The organism is Acetomicrobium flavidum (assembly GCF_900129645.1).
GTDB lineage: Bacteria > Synergistota > Synergistia > Synergistales > Acetomicrobiaceae > Acetomicrobium > Acetomicrobium flavidum.
The window spans coordinates 222,232-239,328 of the sequence record NZ_FSQZ01000001.1 but is presented as its reverse complement, the minus strand read 5'-3'; the positions used below and the strand labels follow the sequence as shown (position 1 = coordinate 239,328).

Here is a 17,097-nt window from a genome sequence, read left to right as displayed (position 1 = left end):
TTAAAAACTGCTCCTCATGTTTAGTGTCCCTCGCCCTTTGATATCTGCGGAACAGCGCAGCAGCAATCCCACCTTCATCCATGTCGCCAAAATGGCGCTGCCGCCATAGCTCAAGAAAGGCATGGCCTTTCCCGTAAGCGGTATTAGCGTAGTTACCCCCCCAATGTTTATGAAAAAGGGTATCAAGATAGAAAGCCAAAGGCCGAAGATCAAAAAACTCAAATACTCTTCATTTGCTTGTAGCCAGAGCAGATGTACCCTCCACGTCATGAGCGCAAAGGCGCCCACGATCGTTAATGTGCCTAAAAGGCCGAATTCTTCGGCGCATATGGCAAATATGAAGTCGGTGTGGGCAGCAGGCAAATATTGAAGCTTCTGCAAGCTCCTTCCAAGCCCTACCCCCCAAAATCCACCATTAGCAAAGGCGATCAATCCCTGTATGACCTGAAATCCTTCATTTAAGGGATCCTGCCAGGGATTTAACCACGCCCTAAGCCTCCTGAGCCTATAAGCGGCACTGAATATGAATATCATCATCGGTACCACCAAGGCAAACAAAAGCATTAAAGGGTACTTCCAACCATACTTCATGATGAACATCCCCATCCCCACCGCAACAAGTATGAGCGTGGAGCCTATATCGGGCTGAAGAAGAAGGGGAGCGGCGCTGACGGTTATCACCCCAATCGTTCGTGCAAAGGCCTTTCTCGGATCCCAATCCGTTTGACAGATGACCTTGGACAGATGAACGACCATCAAAAATATCAACAACTCCGACGGTTGAAAGGAAAATGGGCCCAATCTGATCCACCTGGACGAACCTCCAACCGACATCCCTAAAAAGGGCATTAAGGCGACAAATGACAATAATATGGCCATGACCCACAAAAAGGCGGACCATCGCCTCCAAAAGCTTATGGGGATGGAATACATTACCCCCAAGGAGATCAAGGAGACCAAAAGCCACTTAATCTGCTTTATGCCGTAAGTCCATGGCGAGCCAAATGTTTTCAGCGAAAAGTAACCGGAGGCAGATATTATCATTATGATCCCAAAAAGAGACAAAAGCAGTGGGATCACGGCCAACCATACGTCAAAGAAACATGCAACTTCGTGTTTTTTTTTGGGTTTCGATCGCACTTTCATCCATTTTTCACGGTGTCTGCTTTTACAATCTCCTTGACAATTTTTTGAAAATGCATTCCTCTTTCATGGTAGTTTTTGTACATGTCCCAGCTGGTACATGCCGGAGAAAGCAATACTATCTCTCCTTGGTCGGCAATTTTAAAGGCCATGCTTACGGCTTCTTCCATGGACGAAACAAAATAAAAGTTATAAAATTTTGCTTCTTCCAATGCCTTTGAAATTGCTTCTTTTTCCTCTCCCAATAGTATCGCAGCTTTGACGTGTTCTTTTACAACTTTAGCGAGCTCATCGTATTGCTCTCCTTTGCCCCTGCCACCCAATATAACAACCTTCCTGCCGGGAATTGACGTTATGGCCGTAATGGTTGAGGCAACGTTTGTGCCCTTTGAGTCATCGATAAAAAGCACCCCGTCTTTTTCGCCAACCCTTTCACACCTATGGGGAAGGTTCTTAAAGTCTGAAAGAGACTTGCTTGCCTTATTTACATCGCGCCCCAGGTAATATACGGCAGCCATGGCCATCGCAGCATTTTCGACGTTATGTCGACCAAAGAGCGGTAAAGTCGTGGGGGAAAAGAGCTTCAAATTATGATCATTTGCCATCAAAACTACCTCGGAGTTGCTTAACACTAGATCGTCTTGAACTGCATTTCCATATACCGGCGTGTTTGAAGACCAATAAAGGCGAGCACCCTTGCGATTGCCGATCTGTAGGAGGTCTTCTTCTTTGGTGCGGTATATGCAATATCCATCTGGGGCAAGAAGATCTATTATTCGCCTCTTTGCCTTAACGTACGCCTCAAAACTTCCGTGCCAGTCGATGTGATCGGGACATATATTGGTCACTATGGCTATGTCGAAGCTAAAATGAGTCGCCCAATGAAGCTGAAAGCTGCTCACCTCTATGACAATGTAGTCAAATTTCTTCATGGCAAAATTAGCCAGAGGGATACCAAAATTACCCGCTAAAGCAGCATTATATCCCAATTTTGTCAATAAATGATGCACTAAAGCAGCTGTGGTGCTTTTTCCGTTGGTGCCGGTTACGCCTATGATCTTACCGGATAAATAGGGATATATGAAATCCAGCTCACCCTTCAGGGGTAGCCCTTCCTGGCGAGCCATCTTGACGGGAATGCTTTTTTCGGATACCCCCGAACTTAACACCAGGAGGTCGCAATCAAGCAATCCTCTTGTATGGCCACCCTCCTCCCACTTTATCCCATTTTCGTCGTATAGCTCTTTAGTATCGTCGTCCAACTTATTTTGTTCGGTCACGAACACATCAAAACCTGCATTTTTTGCAAATAACGCCAAAGCTTTTCCGCTGACGCCACTTCCGACTACTGTGATTTTCATCTTCTACATCACCTGCCAACCAATTAGAGCCCCTAAAAGCGAAATGCCGATGATATGTATCAACCAAAACCTTACTACGATGTGCTCTTCTTGCCATCCGCATAACTCAAAGTGATGATGCAACGGGCTCATCTTAAAGATCCTTCTTCCGCCAAAACATCTGAAGGATATGATTTGAAGTATGACGGAAATTATCTCTATACCAAAGATAAATGATACTGGAAGTATAAGCAAAATATACCCCGACATGACGACGTTACCCATCAAAAGACCGGCGATAAAATGAGCTCCAACATCTCCCATGAACACCCTTGCCGGATGGGAATTGTACCACAAAAATGACAAAGCGCACGCCAAGCCTATGACTAAAGATAACCTGCATGATGGAATTTCTAGCGTCCAAAGTAGGGCGACCATTGAGGCTATGGAAGCCCCGGTCGCAAGTCCGTCCAAACCGTCTGTTATGTTCAAGGCATTATACAGGCCTACAGCAAAAAAACAGAGTATAAAAAATGAAGTTTTAAACCCAAGCGGGCTAGAGCTCGAAAGCAAATATAGCGGAACCTGATTTGCTGCAATCCATGCCCAGGGTACGGCCACCACAATTTGCGCAAGCAGTTTTTGTCGCAATGTAAGGCCTTCGCTAGATCTTCTTGCTATCTTTAGGAGATCATCAAGTAAACCGACAGCGCCACCCCCAAAGGCCAGCCACCATAGCACGAACATCTCGCCTTTAGTCGCATAACTTTCTTTAACAAAGAGCAATGCTACGATGGTCAGGACGATAAATATAGCACCGCCCATCGTGGGGGTGCCTGCCTTTAAGAGGATATGGCGCTTCGGCCCATAATCTTTAGGGGTCTGCCCCAACTTAAATTTAACGAAAAGTCCTATCCATAGCCTCTGCAAGGCGATCCCTAATATCATCAATAGACCAAAAATTAGCAAAAGATACTCACAGCTCATTTAATGACCACCATTCATAAATTCGCTCCATCTCATATACCCTGGAACCTTTGACTAATACTATATCTCCCGAACGCAGAATGCCTTTCAAATAATTTACGATCTCTTCGATGTCATGTAGATGAAGGACCTCTTTGCCATTGGCGCTTAAATTGTTCCATTCCTTTCCATATAGTATGGTGACATCGGCAACAGAAATTGCCGTTTCAAACACTTCACGGTGAAACTCCCTCTCAAAACCTCCAAGTTCCCTCATCCCGCCTAAGACTGCTATTCTTCGCCCCCGTGATGGTATGCCCAGTAGGTTCTTTAGGGCTGCCTTTACCGTCACGGGACTTGCATTGTACGATTCATCGACAAACATAATGCCTTCATCGCTTTTAAGCAAAGCACCTCTACCCTTGGGTGAGGACATCTCCCTTAAACTTGAAGCTATATCGTCGAAGTTCAGGCCAATCTCATACCCTACAGCTGTAGCCACAGCCACTACCATGGCATGTTGCTCGCCCCACAATTTGCTTTCAAGTTGTGCAACTCCAAGGGGGGTTTCTATCAAGACTTCTCTCAAGTATTGATGTCCATCCTGGTGTAGTTTGGTGTCCAAAATTTTAAACATGCAAGATGGGTCTCTTCCGATGGTTATCACTCTTGACGGCCTGTCCGTCAAGGCGGCGACTCCTTCAGCTAATAAGGAACAATCGCCATTTATGAATAAAACTTCACAATGCGGAGTCACGATTTCAAGCTTGGCCTCAAGGACTCCCCGGATATCTCCAAATCCCTCTAAATGTACCGGTTCAACGGAGGTTATGACGGCCATCGAAGGAGGGAAATGATCTGCAATCTCGGCTATCTCTCCTTTTGCGTTTGCGCCCATCTCCAATACCAAGTATTCTGTGTCCGAAGGTGCCGACAGGACGGTCAATGAACAACCGAGCAAGGTGTTATGATTGCCTGCGGAAACGTGTGCTTTATATTTCCCTTGCAATATCCTGCCTATGGCGTCTTTAGTGGTCGTCTTGCCGACGCTGCCGGTAATGGCTATTATGTCCTTTAAGGAAGAAAATGAAGAAAGATATCGAACAGCTGCGTCTACTATTGCCCGTTCAGGAGACTGCACCCCAAAAAGCGTCACATCCTTGCCCTGCAAAAGCTCACTATATTTGGGCATCTCTTCCTGCTTAAATATTACTCCCCTTGCTCCCCTTCTTACGGCATCAAGGATGAAGTCGTGTCCATCCAGCCTTTCGCCCTTAAGGGCTACGAATATATCCCCATCCTTGATCTTTCTGCTATCGGTTTCCACTCGACAGGGCATGCCTATATCCTTACCGCATACAGATGTGCAGCCCAGCAGATTTCCAATCGTCAATGTAATCGAAGAAGCGTGTTTACAGTTCATAAAAGTCTTTTCCCCCTTAAATTACACCAATCCTTTAATGCCTCGTAATCGCTGTAGGGCATTGTATGGTCCTTGAATATAATTTGGCGTTCCGGTCCTTTGCCGGTGATCAATACAACGTCGCCAGCCTTGGCGTTATCCAAAGCAAAATGCACCGCTTGTTTCCTGTCTATGATAATCCTGTACTCGGGATTCCCGAGGCTTGATTTTATGCCATCTACTATCTGTAATGCAATATCCTCCGGATCCTCGCTTCTCGGATTATCCATGGTAACGACGATATGATCTGCCAAGCTTGCAGCAACGCGACCTAGTAAGGGCCTGTTTTCCCTGAAGCGATCACCGCCATGCCCAAATACTAGCCATATCTCGCCATCGCAAAGGGGCTTGATCGTTGAAGCAACTTTCTCTAAGGCATCGGGTGTATGGGCATAATCTATTACGCAGACTGGCCCGTCTTCTACGAAGTATCTCTCAAGCCTTCCGGGTACCGGTGGACAGCTTTCTAAGCCCGCTTTAATGACGTCAGGCGAAAACCCAAGTGACCAAGCCGTGCTCGCGGCAGCCAGAGAATTGTAAGCATTGTATTCTCCAAGCAGAGGTAAAGAGACATTTATTAGGGATCCCGGAAGGTTAATGCCCATGTCGATGCCACGAATCGAACTGTCGATTATAAAGCCTGAAATCATTCCTTCACTCTTATTATGAATGGCAAATTCCAATGCGTAGGGCTCAAATATTTTTTGGATGGCCTTTCCATAGGGGTCGTCGATGTTGGTAGAGACTTTCCAGCTGCCGCGCATATGTCTCTCAAATAGCCCTTTCTTTGCTGCAAAGTAGTTGTCCATGTTGCCATGGTAATCCAGATGTTCAGGTGTCAAATTGGTAAAAACCGCCCTGTCGTAAAGACATCCGGCTATGCGTTTTTGTTCTATGCCGTGGGATGAAGCTTCCATAACGCAGGCGTGACAGCCATTTTGGACCATTCGACTAAGTAAGCTTTGAATTAACGGTGCCTGCGGAGTAGTTCTGTCTGCCTCCTCCTCCCTTGTTCCATCGTGGTAGATTATGGTACCGATTAATCCACATTTCATCCCGCCTGCTTTTAGAATACTTCGAATTAAATATGCGGTAGTGCTTTTGCCGTTGGTTCCAGTCACGCCTATCATGAGCAATTTGCTTGCCGGCAATCCATGAAAATAAGCAGCAGCCAACCCGGAGGCCTCTTTCGTGTCAGTAACTATCAGTTGAGGTATGTCCAAATTCAGGATTCTTTCATTTGCAATTACAGCTATGGCTCCAGATTTAGCAGCATCTTGAGCAAACTCTACTCCCCTTCTTTTCGTGCCGTCAAGGCAACAAAACAGGGCACCCCTTTTTGCAAGCCTACTATCTATGCAAACATCCGAAACGATCCGTGACAAATCACCTGAATCTGAAGAGACTATTTCTTTCAAACAACGCCTTTGAAAAAGAAATTCTGCCAAACTCTTGAGAGTTACTTCCATCGATCGTCACCTGCCGTCAGTTGTTCAATTCAAGACCCGTCGATATCATTTCTTCAACAATGGATTTAAATATCGGAGCTGCAATGGCTCCAGCCATATAGCCCTTCTCTCGTGGATTTCCCAAGACGATAACCAACACATAGTTGGGGTTGTCGTATGGCCAGAAACCGGCAAAAGACGCAACGTGGACGTCTTTTAAATATTGTCCCCTATGTGCCACTTGCGCCGTCCCGGTCTTACCTGCCACCTTGACGGCTTCCACATCGGCTCTTTTGCCTGTACCTTCCACTACTGCACGTCTAAGCGCGTTTCGCATCATCTTAGCCGTTTGGGGCGATAACACCCGGGCAACCTCTCGCCTCTGGCCGTAGTAAACCTCTTCGCCGTTTCCGTCGAATACGGCTTTGGTTAAATAGGGCCGAACCAAAACTCCTCCATTTGCGATGGCGGAAAAAGCTTGAGCTAACTGAATGGGTGTTATGGCTATGCCTTGCCCTAATGCTATGTTTGCCGGTACAACTCCCCACCATTGCGACGGAAGCGGAAGAAGACCATCTTCCTCTCCGGGTAACTCTATTCCCGTGGGAACCCCAAATCCCCAACTTCTCAGGGCATTGTAAGTAAAGTTGACAGGCATCATCATCCCTATTTGAGCCATGCCTACGTTGCAGGAATTTATGATTATCTTATATATGTCCTCCGTGCCATGGGCTCGACCTCCAACTTCTCGAATCGTATGATCGGCTATCCTAATAGAACCTCCACAGCGAAAGATGCTGCCAGAGGTGACATAACCGTTTTCCATGGCAATGCCCATCATTATGGGTTTGAGGACAGAACCAGGTTCATAAACCCTTCCTATAACGTTGTTTCTGAGTCGTTCTCCTGCAAATGTGCTTCTATTCTCGGGATCGTATGATGGATAGCTTGACATGGCTAAGACCTCTCCTGTAATGGGATTCATGCACACGGCAGCAGCCCATTCGGCTCCGTTTTCGGTAGCGCCATTTTGGAGGGCGTTGTCCACGATATATTGAAGCCGCCAGTCAATGGTAAGGGTTACCTTGCTTTTAGGTAAGACGGCTTCCTCGGCTGATAAAGTTGAAGCCATTTCGAATAGGTTGCCAGCTGCATCCCTAACCAGGGTTTTGATCTCCGGAGGCGTATATATAAATACGTCCCATTGCTTTTCCACTCCGGCAAGCCCCTTCTCGTCTATGTCAACGAAGCCAAGCAGGTGGGCCATATGCCTTCCAAAGGGATAGGAGCGCTCCATTTCCTTTATTCCGTAAATTCCTTTCAGCTTTAGCGAAAGGACCTTTTCGCCCTCAGATAGAGACAATTTACGCACCAACCAAATGAACCTTCCCTCCAAGGGTCTTTTAAGCTTGTCCGTTACACCCTTGGGCAAATACCTTGACAGGACTGGCAATTGGCTTGCTTCCCAAAAGGCAGGGTCGACGAATAAGCTCCACTTTGGGACAGATAAAGCCAACGTGACATCGTTTCTATCGGCTATGATTCCCCGTGACGACGTCGCTAAAATCTGCTGCCAATATTGGCTCCGCGCCCATGTAACGACTTTGGAATCAGGAAAAAGACAAAGCTGAAAAACCTTAAACGATACAATTAAAAAGGCCAAATAAAGCACAAACCAGATGCTTCTAGATCCCCTCAATATCTATCCCTTCGCTCCTCCTTGGCACTGGCGGCAGGATAAAGAAATCTCAAGATTCCCCTATTTTCTGCCGCTACGGACATAGTAGATGTAATGGGTGAATCTCCGCCATTTGGTGTAACTGCAAGTCGTATGGTCATATCACATTCCGTATCTCTAACCATTCCCAGATTACTGCTTGCGTAATATACCACACGATCGGGTGCCATTAAAGAAAGAAGACGCTGGGACAGAAGCAAATCCCTTTGTCGAAGCTCATCTATTTGGCTATTGAGCGTCATTAGTTCATTTTCAAGATATAAACTATAAAAACGAAGGCCAGCAAGTCCGAGGAGAGCCAGGGAAATCAATATAATATAAGAATACACCCCCCTTTTCCCATTCCATCCAGACATCTTTCTTCGCCTCCTCCTTGCCTTTATGATTTTATAAAAGCTCTCAACTTAGCACTTCTGGACCTTGGATTGCGTTCCACCTCTTCGGGCTTAGGCAATATGGGTTTTTTAGAATATAATCTTCCCCGTCCATCGCTTTCCCACTGCTTGAATGTATGTTTGACTAGGCGATCTTCCAGAGAATGATAGCTCAGCACTATGATGACACCACCGCTTCGCACGCAATCAACGCTTTTCGTTAAGCCTTGCTTCAATGCATTTATCTCGTCGTTTACCACAATCCTTAAAGCCTGAAAGATCTTCCTGGCCGGGTGTTTGCCCATGTGCCTTTGTATTCTGGCAGGCAGGGCGTTGCGAACGATCTCAACAAGCTCTGTAGTCGAAGAAATCTGACCATGGCGCTCGCGGTAGCGTACAATAGCTTTAGCCAAGAGGTGTGAATAACGCTCTTCTCCATATTTGTAAAATATCTCGGTCAATTCATCGACGGTCAACTTATTAATCAAATCATATGCTGATATTGCGCCCTGCTTGTCCATACGCATGTCTAGAGGTCCTTCTTTGTTGAAGGAAAATCCCCTCTCTTCGTCATCCACTTGCATCGACGAAACACCCAGGTCAAAGAGCACTGCATCAGCTAACCGACCTGACAAATGTGACATCACTATATCGTCTATTAACTTAAAATTGGATTTGACCAGCATTACCCTATCTTTGAAGTCTGCAAGCTTTTTTGATGCTACCGCCAACGCCTCTTCGTCTTGATCAACACCTAAGATGACCACACTTGGGAACGTGGAACATATCCTTAAGGCATGTCCTCCTAGCCCTAGGGTGGCGTCTATCAACAAATCCAATCTATCGATCTTAGATAATATATCAATAATTTCATCAGACATTACTGGAACGTGATCTATTGATCCCATTCTACTCCCTCCACTATGGAAGGAAGGTTTGCCATTACGTCTCTTCTGTATTTATCCCATATGTCGCGATCCCATACTTCCAAATGATCTCCCACCCCAATTATGCAAACCTCTACGTCTAAAGAAGCATGGGATTTCAGTATTTGCGGGAGCAATATCCTTCCTGCAGTGTCCACCGGAAGTTCATGTGCGGTTGCCAGCAACACCCTTAAAAAATCCCTCGACTTGCTTCTGAAAAATGGCATTTTTTGGAAGCGCTCTAGCAACTTCTCCCATTCATTCTTTGAATATAGTGATATGCACTGTTCAACTCCGACGGATGCGACAATAAGATCTCCTAGATCTTGCCGAAACTTTGACGGCAAGACTAGTCGTCCTTTCTTGTCTAAGCGGTGTTCGTAAGTGCCTATCATCATCCTTCACTTCATCCCACTTTAAGACACTTTCTACCACTTTACCATCAAGTTGCCACACAATACAAGCCCCAGGACCCAAAAGTTTCACCTTTGTATGGGTCCCGGGGCTTAAGTTTGATGGAATCTCGAGCATCTCATAAGCCGGGTTCTGTGTAAAGATGACCATTTCTCTTGGAAGGGACTTGCGCCCCTTCTCCAGCGATCAACCCGGAGGTCAGCGGGCCACCTCATTCCTCCCTATTTGATCTTGCTCCAAGCGGGGTTTGCCTGGCTCATTGGTCGCCCAATGACCGGTGGGCTCTTACCCCACCTTTTCACCCTTACTCTCAAAAGAGAGCGGTATGTTTCTGTGGCACTCTCCCGAGGCTCGCGCCTGCTGGACGTTATCCAGCGCTTTGCCCTGTGGAGCCCGGACTTTCCTCATCCCGCTGGGGGACGCGGTCATCTGAGATGCTCGAATTCCTTGCTATGATTTCAATTTAAGGATATCATCATAGACACTTCCCTGCAATAGGTTGTGCCAATAGACCTGTTATAACCGAAAAGTTAGGAGGAGCTGGATGGAATCGCAATTTTCTCCAATGCCTGGATACGAGGAATTCAAAAGAAAGGTACGAACCCTTATGAACATCGATTTAGATGCCTACAAACAGCAGATTCATAGAAGGGTTCATATGTTGATGCAACGATGGAAATGCTCGAATTACGATGAATATATAGATATATTGCGAAAAAACCCCGATAAACGCAAGGAATTCCTCGATTATCTGGCAATAAATGTATCGGAGTTCTTTAGAAATCCGTCCATATGGTGGCTCTTGCGCGACAAGATCTTGCCTTCCCTGGTCAATGAGAGAGGCAAAAGGTTGAAGATGTGGAGCGCCGGTTCGGCCACCGGAGAGGAAGCCTACTCGCTGGCAATCCTTGCACAGGAGTTAAATCTGCTATGCCCACCTTACATAGAGGCTTGGGATATAGACGAAGAGGCAACCAACATTGCCTTGAAGGGTATATACCACAAAAGACAGCTGACAAATGTCCCACAAAACTGGATCGAAAGGTATTTTGTGAAATTGCAGGATGATTATTATCAGATAAAGGAAGAGATCAAAAAGCGCGTTCAATTCAAACTGGTAAATTTATTGAATACGCCATTTTCACAAAACACATACGATCTCATACTGTGTCGCAACGTCACGATATATTTTTCGCCTGATACTAAAAAAGTCCTATACCAAAAATTTGCCCAGGCACTGAGGGCTGGAGGTATTCTGATGGTAGGTGCAACGGAGACGATATACGACTACCGTGACTTGGGGTTGGAGTCTCTGGGGCAGTTCTTATACCGAAAAAAATTGCCCTAATAATATACCCCCCATAGTACAATCCATGGGGGGTATATTATTAGTAAGGTCTTCGCTATCGTTGCTTATTAACGCTTAATGCGAACGAACGATCTCCTTGATCCGCATCAGCCTGCTCAAGTTAGAACGTTCCATTTCGTCAAGCCTCATCGTTATATCCCTTATCGTCTCTTCAAAGGCCGGGATCAGTACATATTCTAGGGCGTTTACCCTTCTTCGCGTTCGTTCGATCTCGCTTGCCATCAAGCGAAGGGCTTTTTCTTCGCCGGCTAAGCGAACTAAATCTGGGAGCAATGCCGTAAACTGCTCCAAGGCCAAATCAAGGCTTCCAGAGGTCATGGCGAAACCATACCCCTTGCTTTTGCTCCTTGATTCCTCCACGGAGAATTCCGGCACGACTACGCTCATTAAATTTCGCATCGTCACTTCAACGCCCGTTTCTCCGCCCCCGGCCATCATGAGCGATTGCTCCAGTATTGCCGGCACCATCTGCGCTCGTGCCATCAAAAAGCTTCGATAGCAGTCAATTAAGGCAGCTTCGACCTTTTCTCGCAATTCTGTTGCATCTCTGGCCTTCTGTAGGAATTCCTTTATAAGGGCATCTTGTTTGTCCTTAAGCAACTTATGACCTCTTTTTGCTGCCACAAGACGCCTCTTGATGACGTTTAACATCATCCTGTTGGGATTTACATTTAACTTATTGGCCATTTTCGATCACTCTCCTGCGTCTACGTGGCAGAGGATACGACCACCTCATCACTTGATTCGCCGCCCCGCCTCTTGGGCTTAAGGTATTTGTCGATGTACTCGTCCCTGACTCGCTTAAGTTCTGACAGCGGAAGCGGAGCCAAGAGCTCCCATCCGAGCTCTAAAGTATCAAGTATGCTCCTGTTTTCGTATTCACCTTGTCTGACATATCTGTCCTCAAATTTATCGGCAAACTCTGCAAAGGCTTTATCGTTTTCCGTCAATGCGCCTTCACCTAATATGACGGCCAACTCCTTGGCTTCCTTGCCTCTTGCGTATGCGGCAAAGAGCTGGTTGAGCAGGTCGGCATGATCCTCTCTCGTTTTGCCCTTTCCAATTCCCTTGTCCTTCAAACGGGAAAGCGAGGGCAAGACGTCAACAGGTGGGTAAATTCCCTTACGATGCAAGCCCCTGCTCAATATAATTTGGCCTTCCGTGATATAACCGGTCAGGTCAGGTATAGGATGAGTTATATCGTCTTCCGGCATTGTAAGTATTGGCAGCTGAGTGATGGAACCCTTATATCCGCGCAATCGCCCCGCGCGCTCGTACATCGTTGCAAGGTCAGTGTAGAGGTATCCGGGGTAGCCCCTTCTTCCGGGGACTTCCTTTCTGGCAGCCGATATCTCCCGAAGTGCCTCGCAGTAATTGGTCATGTCGGTAAGTATGACCAAGACATGCATGTCTAGCTCGAATGCCAAGTACTCGGCACACGTGAGGGCCAACCTGGGCGTTGTTATACGCTCGATCGCAGGGTCGTCGGCCAAGTTAAGGAACATCACCGTTCTGTCTATGGCGCCCGTCATCCTGAAGTCCTCCATGAAGAAGGAGGCCTCCTCGAAGGTGATGCCCATGGCGGCAAATACCACGGCAAAACCTTCTTTGGATCCTAAAACGGTCGCCTGACGAGCAATCTGTGCGGCCATCTTATTGTGCGGCATGCCGCTGCCCGAAAAGATAGGCAACTTCTGGCCCCTAACTATGGGGTTCATGCCATCTATTGTAGATATCCCGGTCTGGATAAACTCCGAAGGATAATCCCTGGAATAGGGATTGATCGGATAACCGTTTATATCCAAGTGTTTTTCCGGAATTATGGCAGGGCCGTCATCAATGGGCTCTCCCCGCCCGTTGAATATCCTTCCCAATAGATCCCTTGAGACCGGGATCATCAGCACCTTGCCCATGAAGCGCACTTTTGTATTTTCCAGATCTATTCCGGTGGTTCCTTCGAAGACCTGGACCAGTGCCCTATCGGTGGATATCTCCAACACACGGCCCCGCCTTTTTTCGCCGTTGCTCAATGCGATCTCGACAAGCTCATCGTATCTTACGTCTATCGTCTTTTCGACTATCATCAAGGGGCCGGAAAGATCACTTATTGTTCTGTATTCCTTAGGCAGCATAGTTATCGCCTCCCGTTGGGATTATCTTGGTTATTTGGGAGCGAATCTCAGCTTCCAGTCTATCTAAAGAGTCAAGGTCTTCTTCCTTTACGTATCGCATCCTGGCTATTTGTTCCCTTACGGGAAGTTCGAAGAGCTTCTTTATGTCAGCTCCACGCTTAATGGCATCCATGGCTATGTGATGGAAGGTCAAAATATTGCGCAACATCCTAAACTGCTTATCCATGGAAGCATAGGTATCGACTTCATGAAAGGCGTTCTGATGGAGGAAGTCCTCCCTTATGGACTTCGCCGTCTCTAGGATCAAGCGTTCTTCCCTGGATAGGGCGTCAATTCCAACCAATCTTACCACTTCCCTGAGTTGAGCCTCTTCCTCCAAAAGGGACATTGCTTCGATTCGCTGGGCGCTCCATTCGCCATCATAACGTTCGTCCCAATATTCTCCGAGCACATCTGTGTAAAGGGAATAGCTGTTAAGCCAGTTGATCGCAGGAAAGTGACGCTGATAGGCCAGAGAAGCGTCCAACCCCCAGAAGACCTTTGTGACCCTTAGCGTGTTTTGGCTAACAGGTTCCGAAAGATCTCCTCCTGGAGGCGATACCGCCCCTATGACGCTTATGGCTCCTTCTCTTTCATCGCTTCCCAGACATATACATCTTCCCGCACGTTCATAGAAAGATGCAAGCCTTGTGCCAAGGTACGCCGGATAACCTTCCTCGCCGGGCATTTCCTCCAATCGCCCCGATATCTCGCGCAGTGCCTCTGCCCAACGGCTCGTGGAATCCGCCATCAAGGCGACCGAGTATCCCATATCCCTATAATATTCCGCAATGGTAATTGCCGTGTAAATGCTGGCCTCGCGAGCTGCAACGGGCATGTTGGATGTATTGGCTATCAGGACCGTCCTTTTCATCAAGGGCTGTCCGGAGCGAGGATCCTGGAGCTCCGGGAATTCCAACAAGACGTCCGTCATCTCGTTGCCCCGTTCGCCGCATCCGACATAAACCACTATCTCGGCATCAGCCCATTTGGCCAACTGGTGTTGGATTACGGTCTTGCCGCTTCCAAAGGGACCTGGAACGCAGGCGGTGCCTCCCCTCGCAATGGGGAAGAACATATCCACCACGCGCTGTCCAGTCAAAAGGGGCACTTCCGGTTTAAGCCTCCTCGCTACCGGCTTGGGAAACCTGACGGGCCAACGTTGCATCATGGTGACCTTATGCACATAGCCATTGCCGTCCTCTATCTCGGCTATGACGTCCTCCACGGTATATTCTCCCTGCTGTATGGATTTAACTTTGCCCTCTATGCCTGCAGGAACTAATATACGATGCTCTACCAATACTGTTTCCTGTACTATTCCAAGCACATCACCCGATACAACGGCATCTCCTTTTTTTGCCCTGGGTATGAACTCCCATTTTTTCTTCCTGTCTAGTGCCGGAACATCGATTCCCCTCGTTATGAAGGGGCTTTTGGCTTCTTTTTCAATTATGTTAAGAGGTCTTTGGACTCCATCGAAGAACTGTTCGATCAGACCGGGGCCCAGTTCTACGCTCAAGGGCGCCCCCGTACTTACGACGGGCTCCTTGGGCTTTAAGCCGGAGGTCTCTTCATATACCTGAATAAAAGCACTGTCTCCCTTTAGCTCTATTATTTCCCCTACAAGACCTAAGTTGCCCACACGGACCACGTCGTACATGGAAGCCCCTGACATTCCGCCAGCAACTACCAATGGTCCTGATATTCTGGTAATTGATCCTTTTATCTGCTTACGAGCCGCTTCGCTCATGAAAGCTTCCCTCCAAATCCAAAATTTTCACTTGTTGGCAAATATGTCAATTCCCACTGCCCTTTCTACCCAATTTCTTATCTGCAATGTCCCGTAACCCGTCGAATGCTTCAAAGTTGGGATTGGAATCACGTTTAAGGCTTCATCATGCGTGAGTTCGCCTATCAGCTGTTCGTATCTTTGGTAAAGATCTTCTGTCATCAGGCAAATGGCAAACTTTTCGTTGATCATATCGAGCATGATCCTTCTTAGGCCTTCTTCGTCGTTTGGATCATCTATCGCATATTGCTTCAAGCCTATTGCTTGAAAGGGCAAAACGCTCTCATAATCGCCCACAGCCGCTACAGGATGACTTCTACGCTGCATTACGCAACAGCCCCTTTATCATGTCCTTTTCCACACCGCTGGCCTTACCGACGAGAATGATCCTGAGATTGCGAACCTCTGTCTCTTTGAGCCATAGATAACGGACGATCTGCTCGGGCGCAAAGGGATCATATTGATATTTATTAAGGTAATCGCTTATCAACTTATCGGAACGCCGCTCAACTTCGGGCAATATATGGGATTCGTCCAATTCTTCTATGTCGTTTAAAATGCTACCCATATAACCAAAAGCCAATGCTCTCGACCAGGATTCCCGAGGTTCGGAGTAAAGTTGGGTTAAAAGCTGTATGGAATAGGTGCCTCCAGGATGAAGGAGATCTAGCGTTTGCGATATATCTGCATTGATCCTTTTTAGGCGCAGCAAGGTCCTGATGTTCTCTCCATCTATGCGATAGCGCACATATTCCTTTACTCCCATAAAAGGAATGCCGTCGGCGATTAGCCGCATGACATAAAACATATGACTGTCCAATATCTTTTCTATTTCCACGACATCCCCACTCTGCTCCCATACCATGATGCATGAGGGTATAACCCGATGAAGTTGATAGGGCAAAAGACGTAGGTCATCGCTTTCGATGGCCAGTATCATATCCTCAGCGGGATAGGATCCCAAGGATATCAATAGATCCCATCGGGTCCTTCCTCCTGCCTTCTGCATGAAGGAGCTCTTGAGGATGACTTTCAGGTTGTGAAAGTCATAGGGAATTTGGAATAAATAAACCAGCGATTGGTCGGGAACAAACTTTTTGAACTCATCATAAATATATGTAAGTTCCGCCTCTAACACCTTATCGTACGAGGAGGTGTTAATCTCGGTTGCCCATTGTCCATAGCATGTTTCTATGAGCGACTTCCAGGCACTATCGTAACTGTCCGCATCGGCCATCTGTTGCATAGTAGCCTGATCGACCATCCTGCTTTCCATGGCCTTAACGCGAGATACAGCATAGGTGTAATCGCCTTTAGCTTCCAACTGTCTCACCGACCCTAAAATCCTTATTTATGCTGATCAATCTGAAAAAAGTTCCTTTGCAATGACCAATTCCAATTCGTCCTGGATGTTGGTTATAAGCATATCGAAGGAACAGTTTATGTCTATATCACCAACATTAAGCACGAAACCGCCTTTAAAGGGCATGGGCTCGCCGGCCAATATAATCTTCGCATTGTGTTGTTTGTTGAAGTTTGCTACCCATTCTGGCGTTATGACTTTCTCGTTCTCTCCGATATATATGATGCCCTCGGAACTTTCCGATTCCTCGACGGCCAGCTTTAAAAGCTTCTCGACAAAAGTCGAATAGCGCTCTTTATTCAGTGAGCAAAGCTTCACGAGAGCCTGATTCAAGATTTCTTCAATTAAAGATCTTTTCATGGCCAATTCGAGCTTCCTCAAGTCTAGATTAGCCACTATCTCCCTGCGCTTAAAGACGTTCTCTCTTTCTGTATTGGCTCGCTGAAGCCACTCTTCCTGTATTTGTCGGGCTTCCTCTTTAGCTTTTGCTAAGATTTCATCTGCCTGTTCTTTAGCCTTCTTTAAGATATCATCGGCTTGCTTTTTAGCATCTTCCTCGATTTTGGTCTTTACATCCGCTAGAGCCATTTC

The 17,097-nt window shown here is 46.9% G+C and carries 16 protein-coding genes and 1 other RNA gene; 1 reads left to right on the top strand and 16 read right to left on the bottom strand.

The window, feature by feature from the left end:
- From BUQ78_RS01180 to rnpB, 10 genes are all read right to left on the bottom strand, one after another.
- A complete protein-coding gene (locus tag BUQ78_RS01180; RefSeq protein ID WP_074199029.1) occupies positions 1-1,146 on the bottom strand; it encodes an FtsW/RodA/SpoVE family cell cycle protein in 1,146 nt (381 codons plus the stop codon).
- Complete coding sequence (gene murD / locus BUQ78_RS01175) at positions 1,143-2,504, bottom strand: UDP-N-acetylmuramoyl-L-alanine--D-glutamate ligase (protein WP_074199028.1); 1,362 nt, start codon at positions 2,502-2,504, stop codon at positions 1,143-1,145. The genes BUQ78_RS01180 and murD overlap by 4 nt, the downstream gene beginning before the upstream one ends.
- A 3-nt stretch (positions 2,505-2,507) precedes the next feature.
- On the bottom strand, positions 2,508-3,470 hold the full coding sequence (gene mraY / locus BUQ78_RS01170; protein WP_074199027.1) for a phospho-N-acetylmuramoyl-pentapeptide-transferase: 963 nt from the start codon (positions 3,468-3,470) through the stop codon (positions 2,508-2,510).
- The gene (locus BUQ78_RS01165) at positions 3,460-4,872 is read right to left on the bottom strand and encodes a UDP-N-acetylmuramoyl-tripeptide--D-alanyl-D-alanine ligase (protein WP_074199026.1); all 1,413 of its coding nucleotides are present in this window, start codon (positions 4,870-4,872) and stop codon (positions 3,460-3,462) included. The genes mraY and BUQ78_RS01165 overlap by 11 nt, the downstream gene beginning before the upstream one ends.
- Positions 4,869-6,380, bottom strand: a complete 1,512-nt coding sequence (locus BUQ78_RS01160) for a UDP-N-acetylmuramoyl-L-alanyl-D-glutamate--2,6-diaminopimelate ligase (protein WP_074199025.1) — start codon at positions 6,378-6,380, stop codon at positions 4,869-4,871. The genes BUQ78_RS01165 and BUQ78_RS01160 overlap by 4 nt, the downstream gene beginning before the upstream one ends.
- A gap of 16 nt (positions 6,381-6,396) precedes the next feature.
- Positions 6,397-8,058, bottom strand: coding sequence for a peptidoglycan D,D-transpeptidase FtsI family protein (locus BUQ78_RS01155; RefSeq protein WP_074199024.1), 1,662 nt, complete (start codon positions 8,056-8,058; stop codon positions 6,397-6,399).
- On the bottom strand, positions 8,055-8,453 hold the full coding sequence (locus tag BUQ78_RS01150) for a hypothetical protein (protein ID WP_014806757.1): 399 nt from the start codon (positions 8,451-8,453) through the stop codon (positions 8,055-8,057). The genes BUQ78_RS01155 and BUQ78_RS01150 overlap by 4 nt, the downstream gene beginning before the upstream one ends.
- A 23-nt stretch (positions 8,454-8,476) precedes the next feature.
- Positions 8,477-9,379 carry a 16S rRNA (cytosine(1402)-N(4))-methyltransferase RsmH gene (rsmH, locus tag BUQ78_RS01145; protein WP_074199023.1) on the bottom strand — a complete coding sequence of 301 codons (903 nt, stop codon included), beginning with the start codon at positions 9,377-9,379 and terminating at the stop codon, positions 8,477-8,479.
- Positions 9,367-9,795 carry a division/cell wall cluster transcriptional repressor MraZ gene (gene mraZ, locus BUQ78_RS01140; protein WP_014806759.1) on the bottom strand — a complete coding sequence of 143 codons (429 nt, stop codon included), beginning with the start codon at positions 9,793-9,795 and terminating at the stop codon, positions 9,367-9,369. Before mraZ ends, rsmH begins: the two co-directional genes overlap by 13 nt.
- 122 nt (positions 9,796-9,917) lie before the next feature.
- Positions 9,918-10,252, bottom strand: an RNA gene (gene rnpB / locus BUQ78_RS01135) — RNase P RNA component class A.
- A 103-nt stretch (positions 10,253-10,355) separates the two neighbouring features.
- Between rnpB and BUQ78_RS01130 the strand changes: the two genes are divergently transcribed.
- Complete coding sequence (locus BUQ78_RS01130) at positions 10,356-11,159, top strand: CheR family methyltransferase (protein ID WP_074199022.1); 804 nt, start codon at positions 10,356-10,358, stop codon at positions 11,157-11,159.
- 75 nt (positions 11,160-11,234) lie between these two features.
- Here BUQ78_RS01130 and BUQ78_RS01125 read toward each other — a convergent pair whose 3' ends face one another.
- The 6 genes from BUQ78_RS01125 to BUQ78_RS01100 are packed head-to-tail and all read right to left on the bottom strand — an operon-like array spanning position 11,235 to position 17,094.
- Complete coding sequence (locus BUQ78_RS01125) at positions 11,235-11,867, bottom strand: V-type ATP synthase subunit D (protein ID WP_014806761.1); 633 nt, start codon at positions 11,865-11,867, stop codon at positions 11,235-11,237.
- Positions 11,868-11,887: 20 nt separating this feature from the next.
- Entirely contained in the window at positions 11,888-13,312 is a 1,425-nt protein-coding gene (locus tag BUQ78_RS01120; protein ID WP_014806762.1) for a V-type ATP synthase subunit B, read from the bottom strand.
- Positions 13,302-15,104, bottom strand: coding sequence for a V-type ATP synthase subunit A (locus tag BUQ78_RS01115; RefSeq protein WP_074199021.1), 1,803 nt, complete (start codon positions 15,102-15,104; stop codon positions 13,302-13,304). The genes BUQ78_RS01120 and BUQ78_RS01115 overlap by 11 nt, the downstream gene beginning before the upstream one ends.
- A gap of 27 nt (positions 15,105-15,131) precedes the next feature.
- Positions 15,132-15,470 carry a V-type ATP synthase subunit F gene (locus BUQ78_RS01110; RefSeq protein WP_074199020.1) on the bottom strand — a complete coding sequence of 113 codons (339 nt, stop codon included), beginning with the start codon at positions 15,468-15,470 and terminating at the stop codon, positions 15,132-15,134.
- A complete protein-coding gene (locus BUQ78_RS01105) occupies positions 15,460-16,476 on the bottom strand; it encodes a V-type ATPase subunit (RefSeq protein WP_074199019.1) in 1,017 nt (338 codons plus the stop codon). Before BUQ78_RS01105 ends, BUQ78_RS01110 begins: the two co-directional genes overlap by 11 nt.
- A gap of 27 nt (positions 16,477-16,503) precedes the next feature.
- Positions 16,504-17,094, bottom strand: a complete 591-nt coding sequence (locus tag BUQ78_RS01100) for a V-type ATP synthase subunit E (protein WP_074199018.1) — start codon at positions 17,092-17,094, stop codon at positions 16,504-16,506.
- Between the last annotated feature and the right edge of the window lie 3 nt (positions 17,095-17,097).

Excerpts from the sequence above, each read along its gene's own strand:
- BUQ78_RS01165 (WP_074199026.1), bottom strand. The coding sequence starts at position 4,872 with ATGAACTGTAAACACGCTTCTTCGATTACATTGACGATTGGAAATCTG.
- mraY (WP_074199027.1), bottom strand. The coding sequence starts at position 3,470 with ATGAGCTGTGAGTATCTTTTGCTAATTTTTGGTCTATTGATGATATTA.
- murD (WP_074199028.1), bottom strand. The coding sequence starts at position 2,504 with ATGAAAATCACAGTAGTCGGAAGTGGCGTCAGCGGAAAAGCTTTGGCG.
- BUQ78_RS01110 (WP_074199020.1), bottom strand. The coding sequence starts at position 15,470 with ATGCAGCGTAGAAGTCATCCTGTAGCGGCTGTGGGCGATTATGAGAGC.
- mraZ (WP_014806759.1), bottom strand. The coding sequence starts at position 9,795 with ATGATGATAGGCACTTACGAACACCGCTTAGACAAGAAAGGACGACTA.
- BUQ78_RS01100 (WP_074199018.1), bottom strand. The coding sequence starts at position 17,094 with ATGGCTCTAGCGGATGTAAAGACCAAAATCGAGGAAGATGCTAAAAAG.
- BUQ78_RS01120 (WP_014806762.1), bottom strand. The coding sequence starts at position 13,312 with ATGCTGCCTAAGGAATACAGAACAATAAGTGATCTTTCCGGCCCCTTG.
- BUQ78_RS01130 (WP_074199022.1), top strand. The coding sequence starts at position 10,356 with ATGGAATCGCAATTTTCTCCAATGCCTGGATACGAGGAATTCAAAAGA.
- BUQ78_RS01160 (WP_074199025.1), bottom strand. The coding sequence starts at position 6,380 with ATGGAAGTAACTCTCAAGAGTTTGGCAGAATTTCTTTTTCAAAGGCGT.
- BUQ78_RS01180 (WP_074199029.1), bottom strand. The coding sequence starts at position 1,146 with ATGAAAGTGCGATCGAAACCCAAAAAAAAACACGAAGTTGCATGTTTC.
- BUQ78_RS01150 (WP_014806757.1), bottom strand. The coding sequence starts at position 8,453 with ATGTCTGGATGGAATGGGAAAAGGGGGGTGTATTCTTATATTATATTG.
- BUQ78_RS01115 (WP_074199021.1), bottom strand. The coding sequence starts at position 15,104 with ATGAGCGAAGCGGCTCGTAAGCAGATAAAAGGATCAATTACCAGAATA.
- rsmH (WP_074199023.1), bottom strand. The coding sequence starts at position 9,379 with ATGGGATCAATAGATCACGTTCCAGTAATGTCTGATGAAATTATTGAT.
- BUQ78_RS01125 (WP_014806761.1), bottom strand. The coding sequence starts at position 11,867 with ATGGCCAATAAGTTAAATGTAAATCCCAACAGGATGATGTTAAACGTC.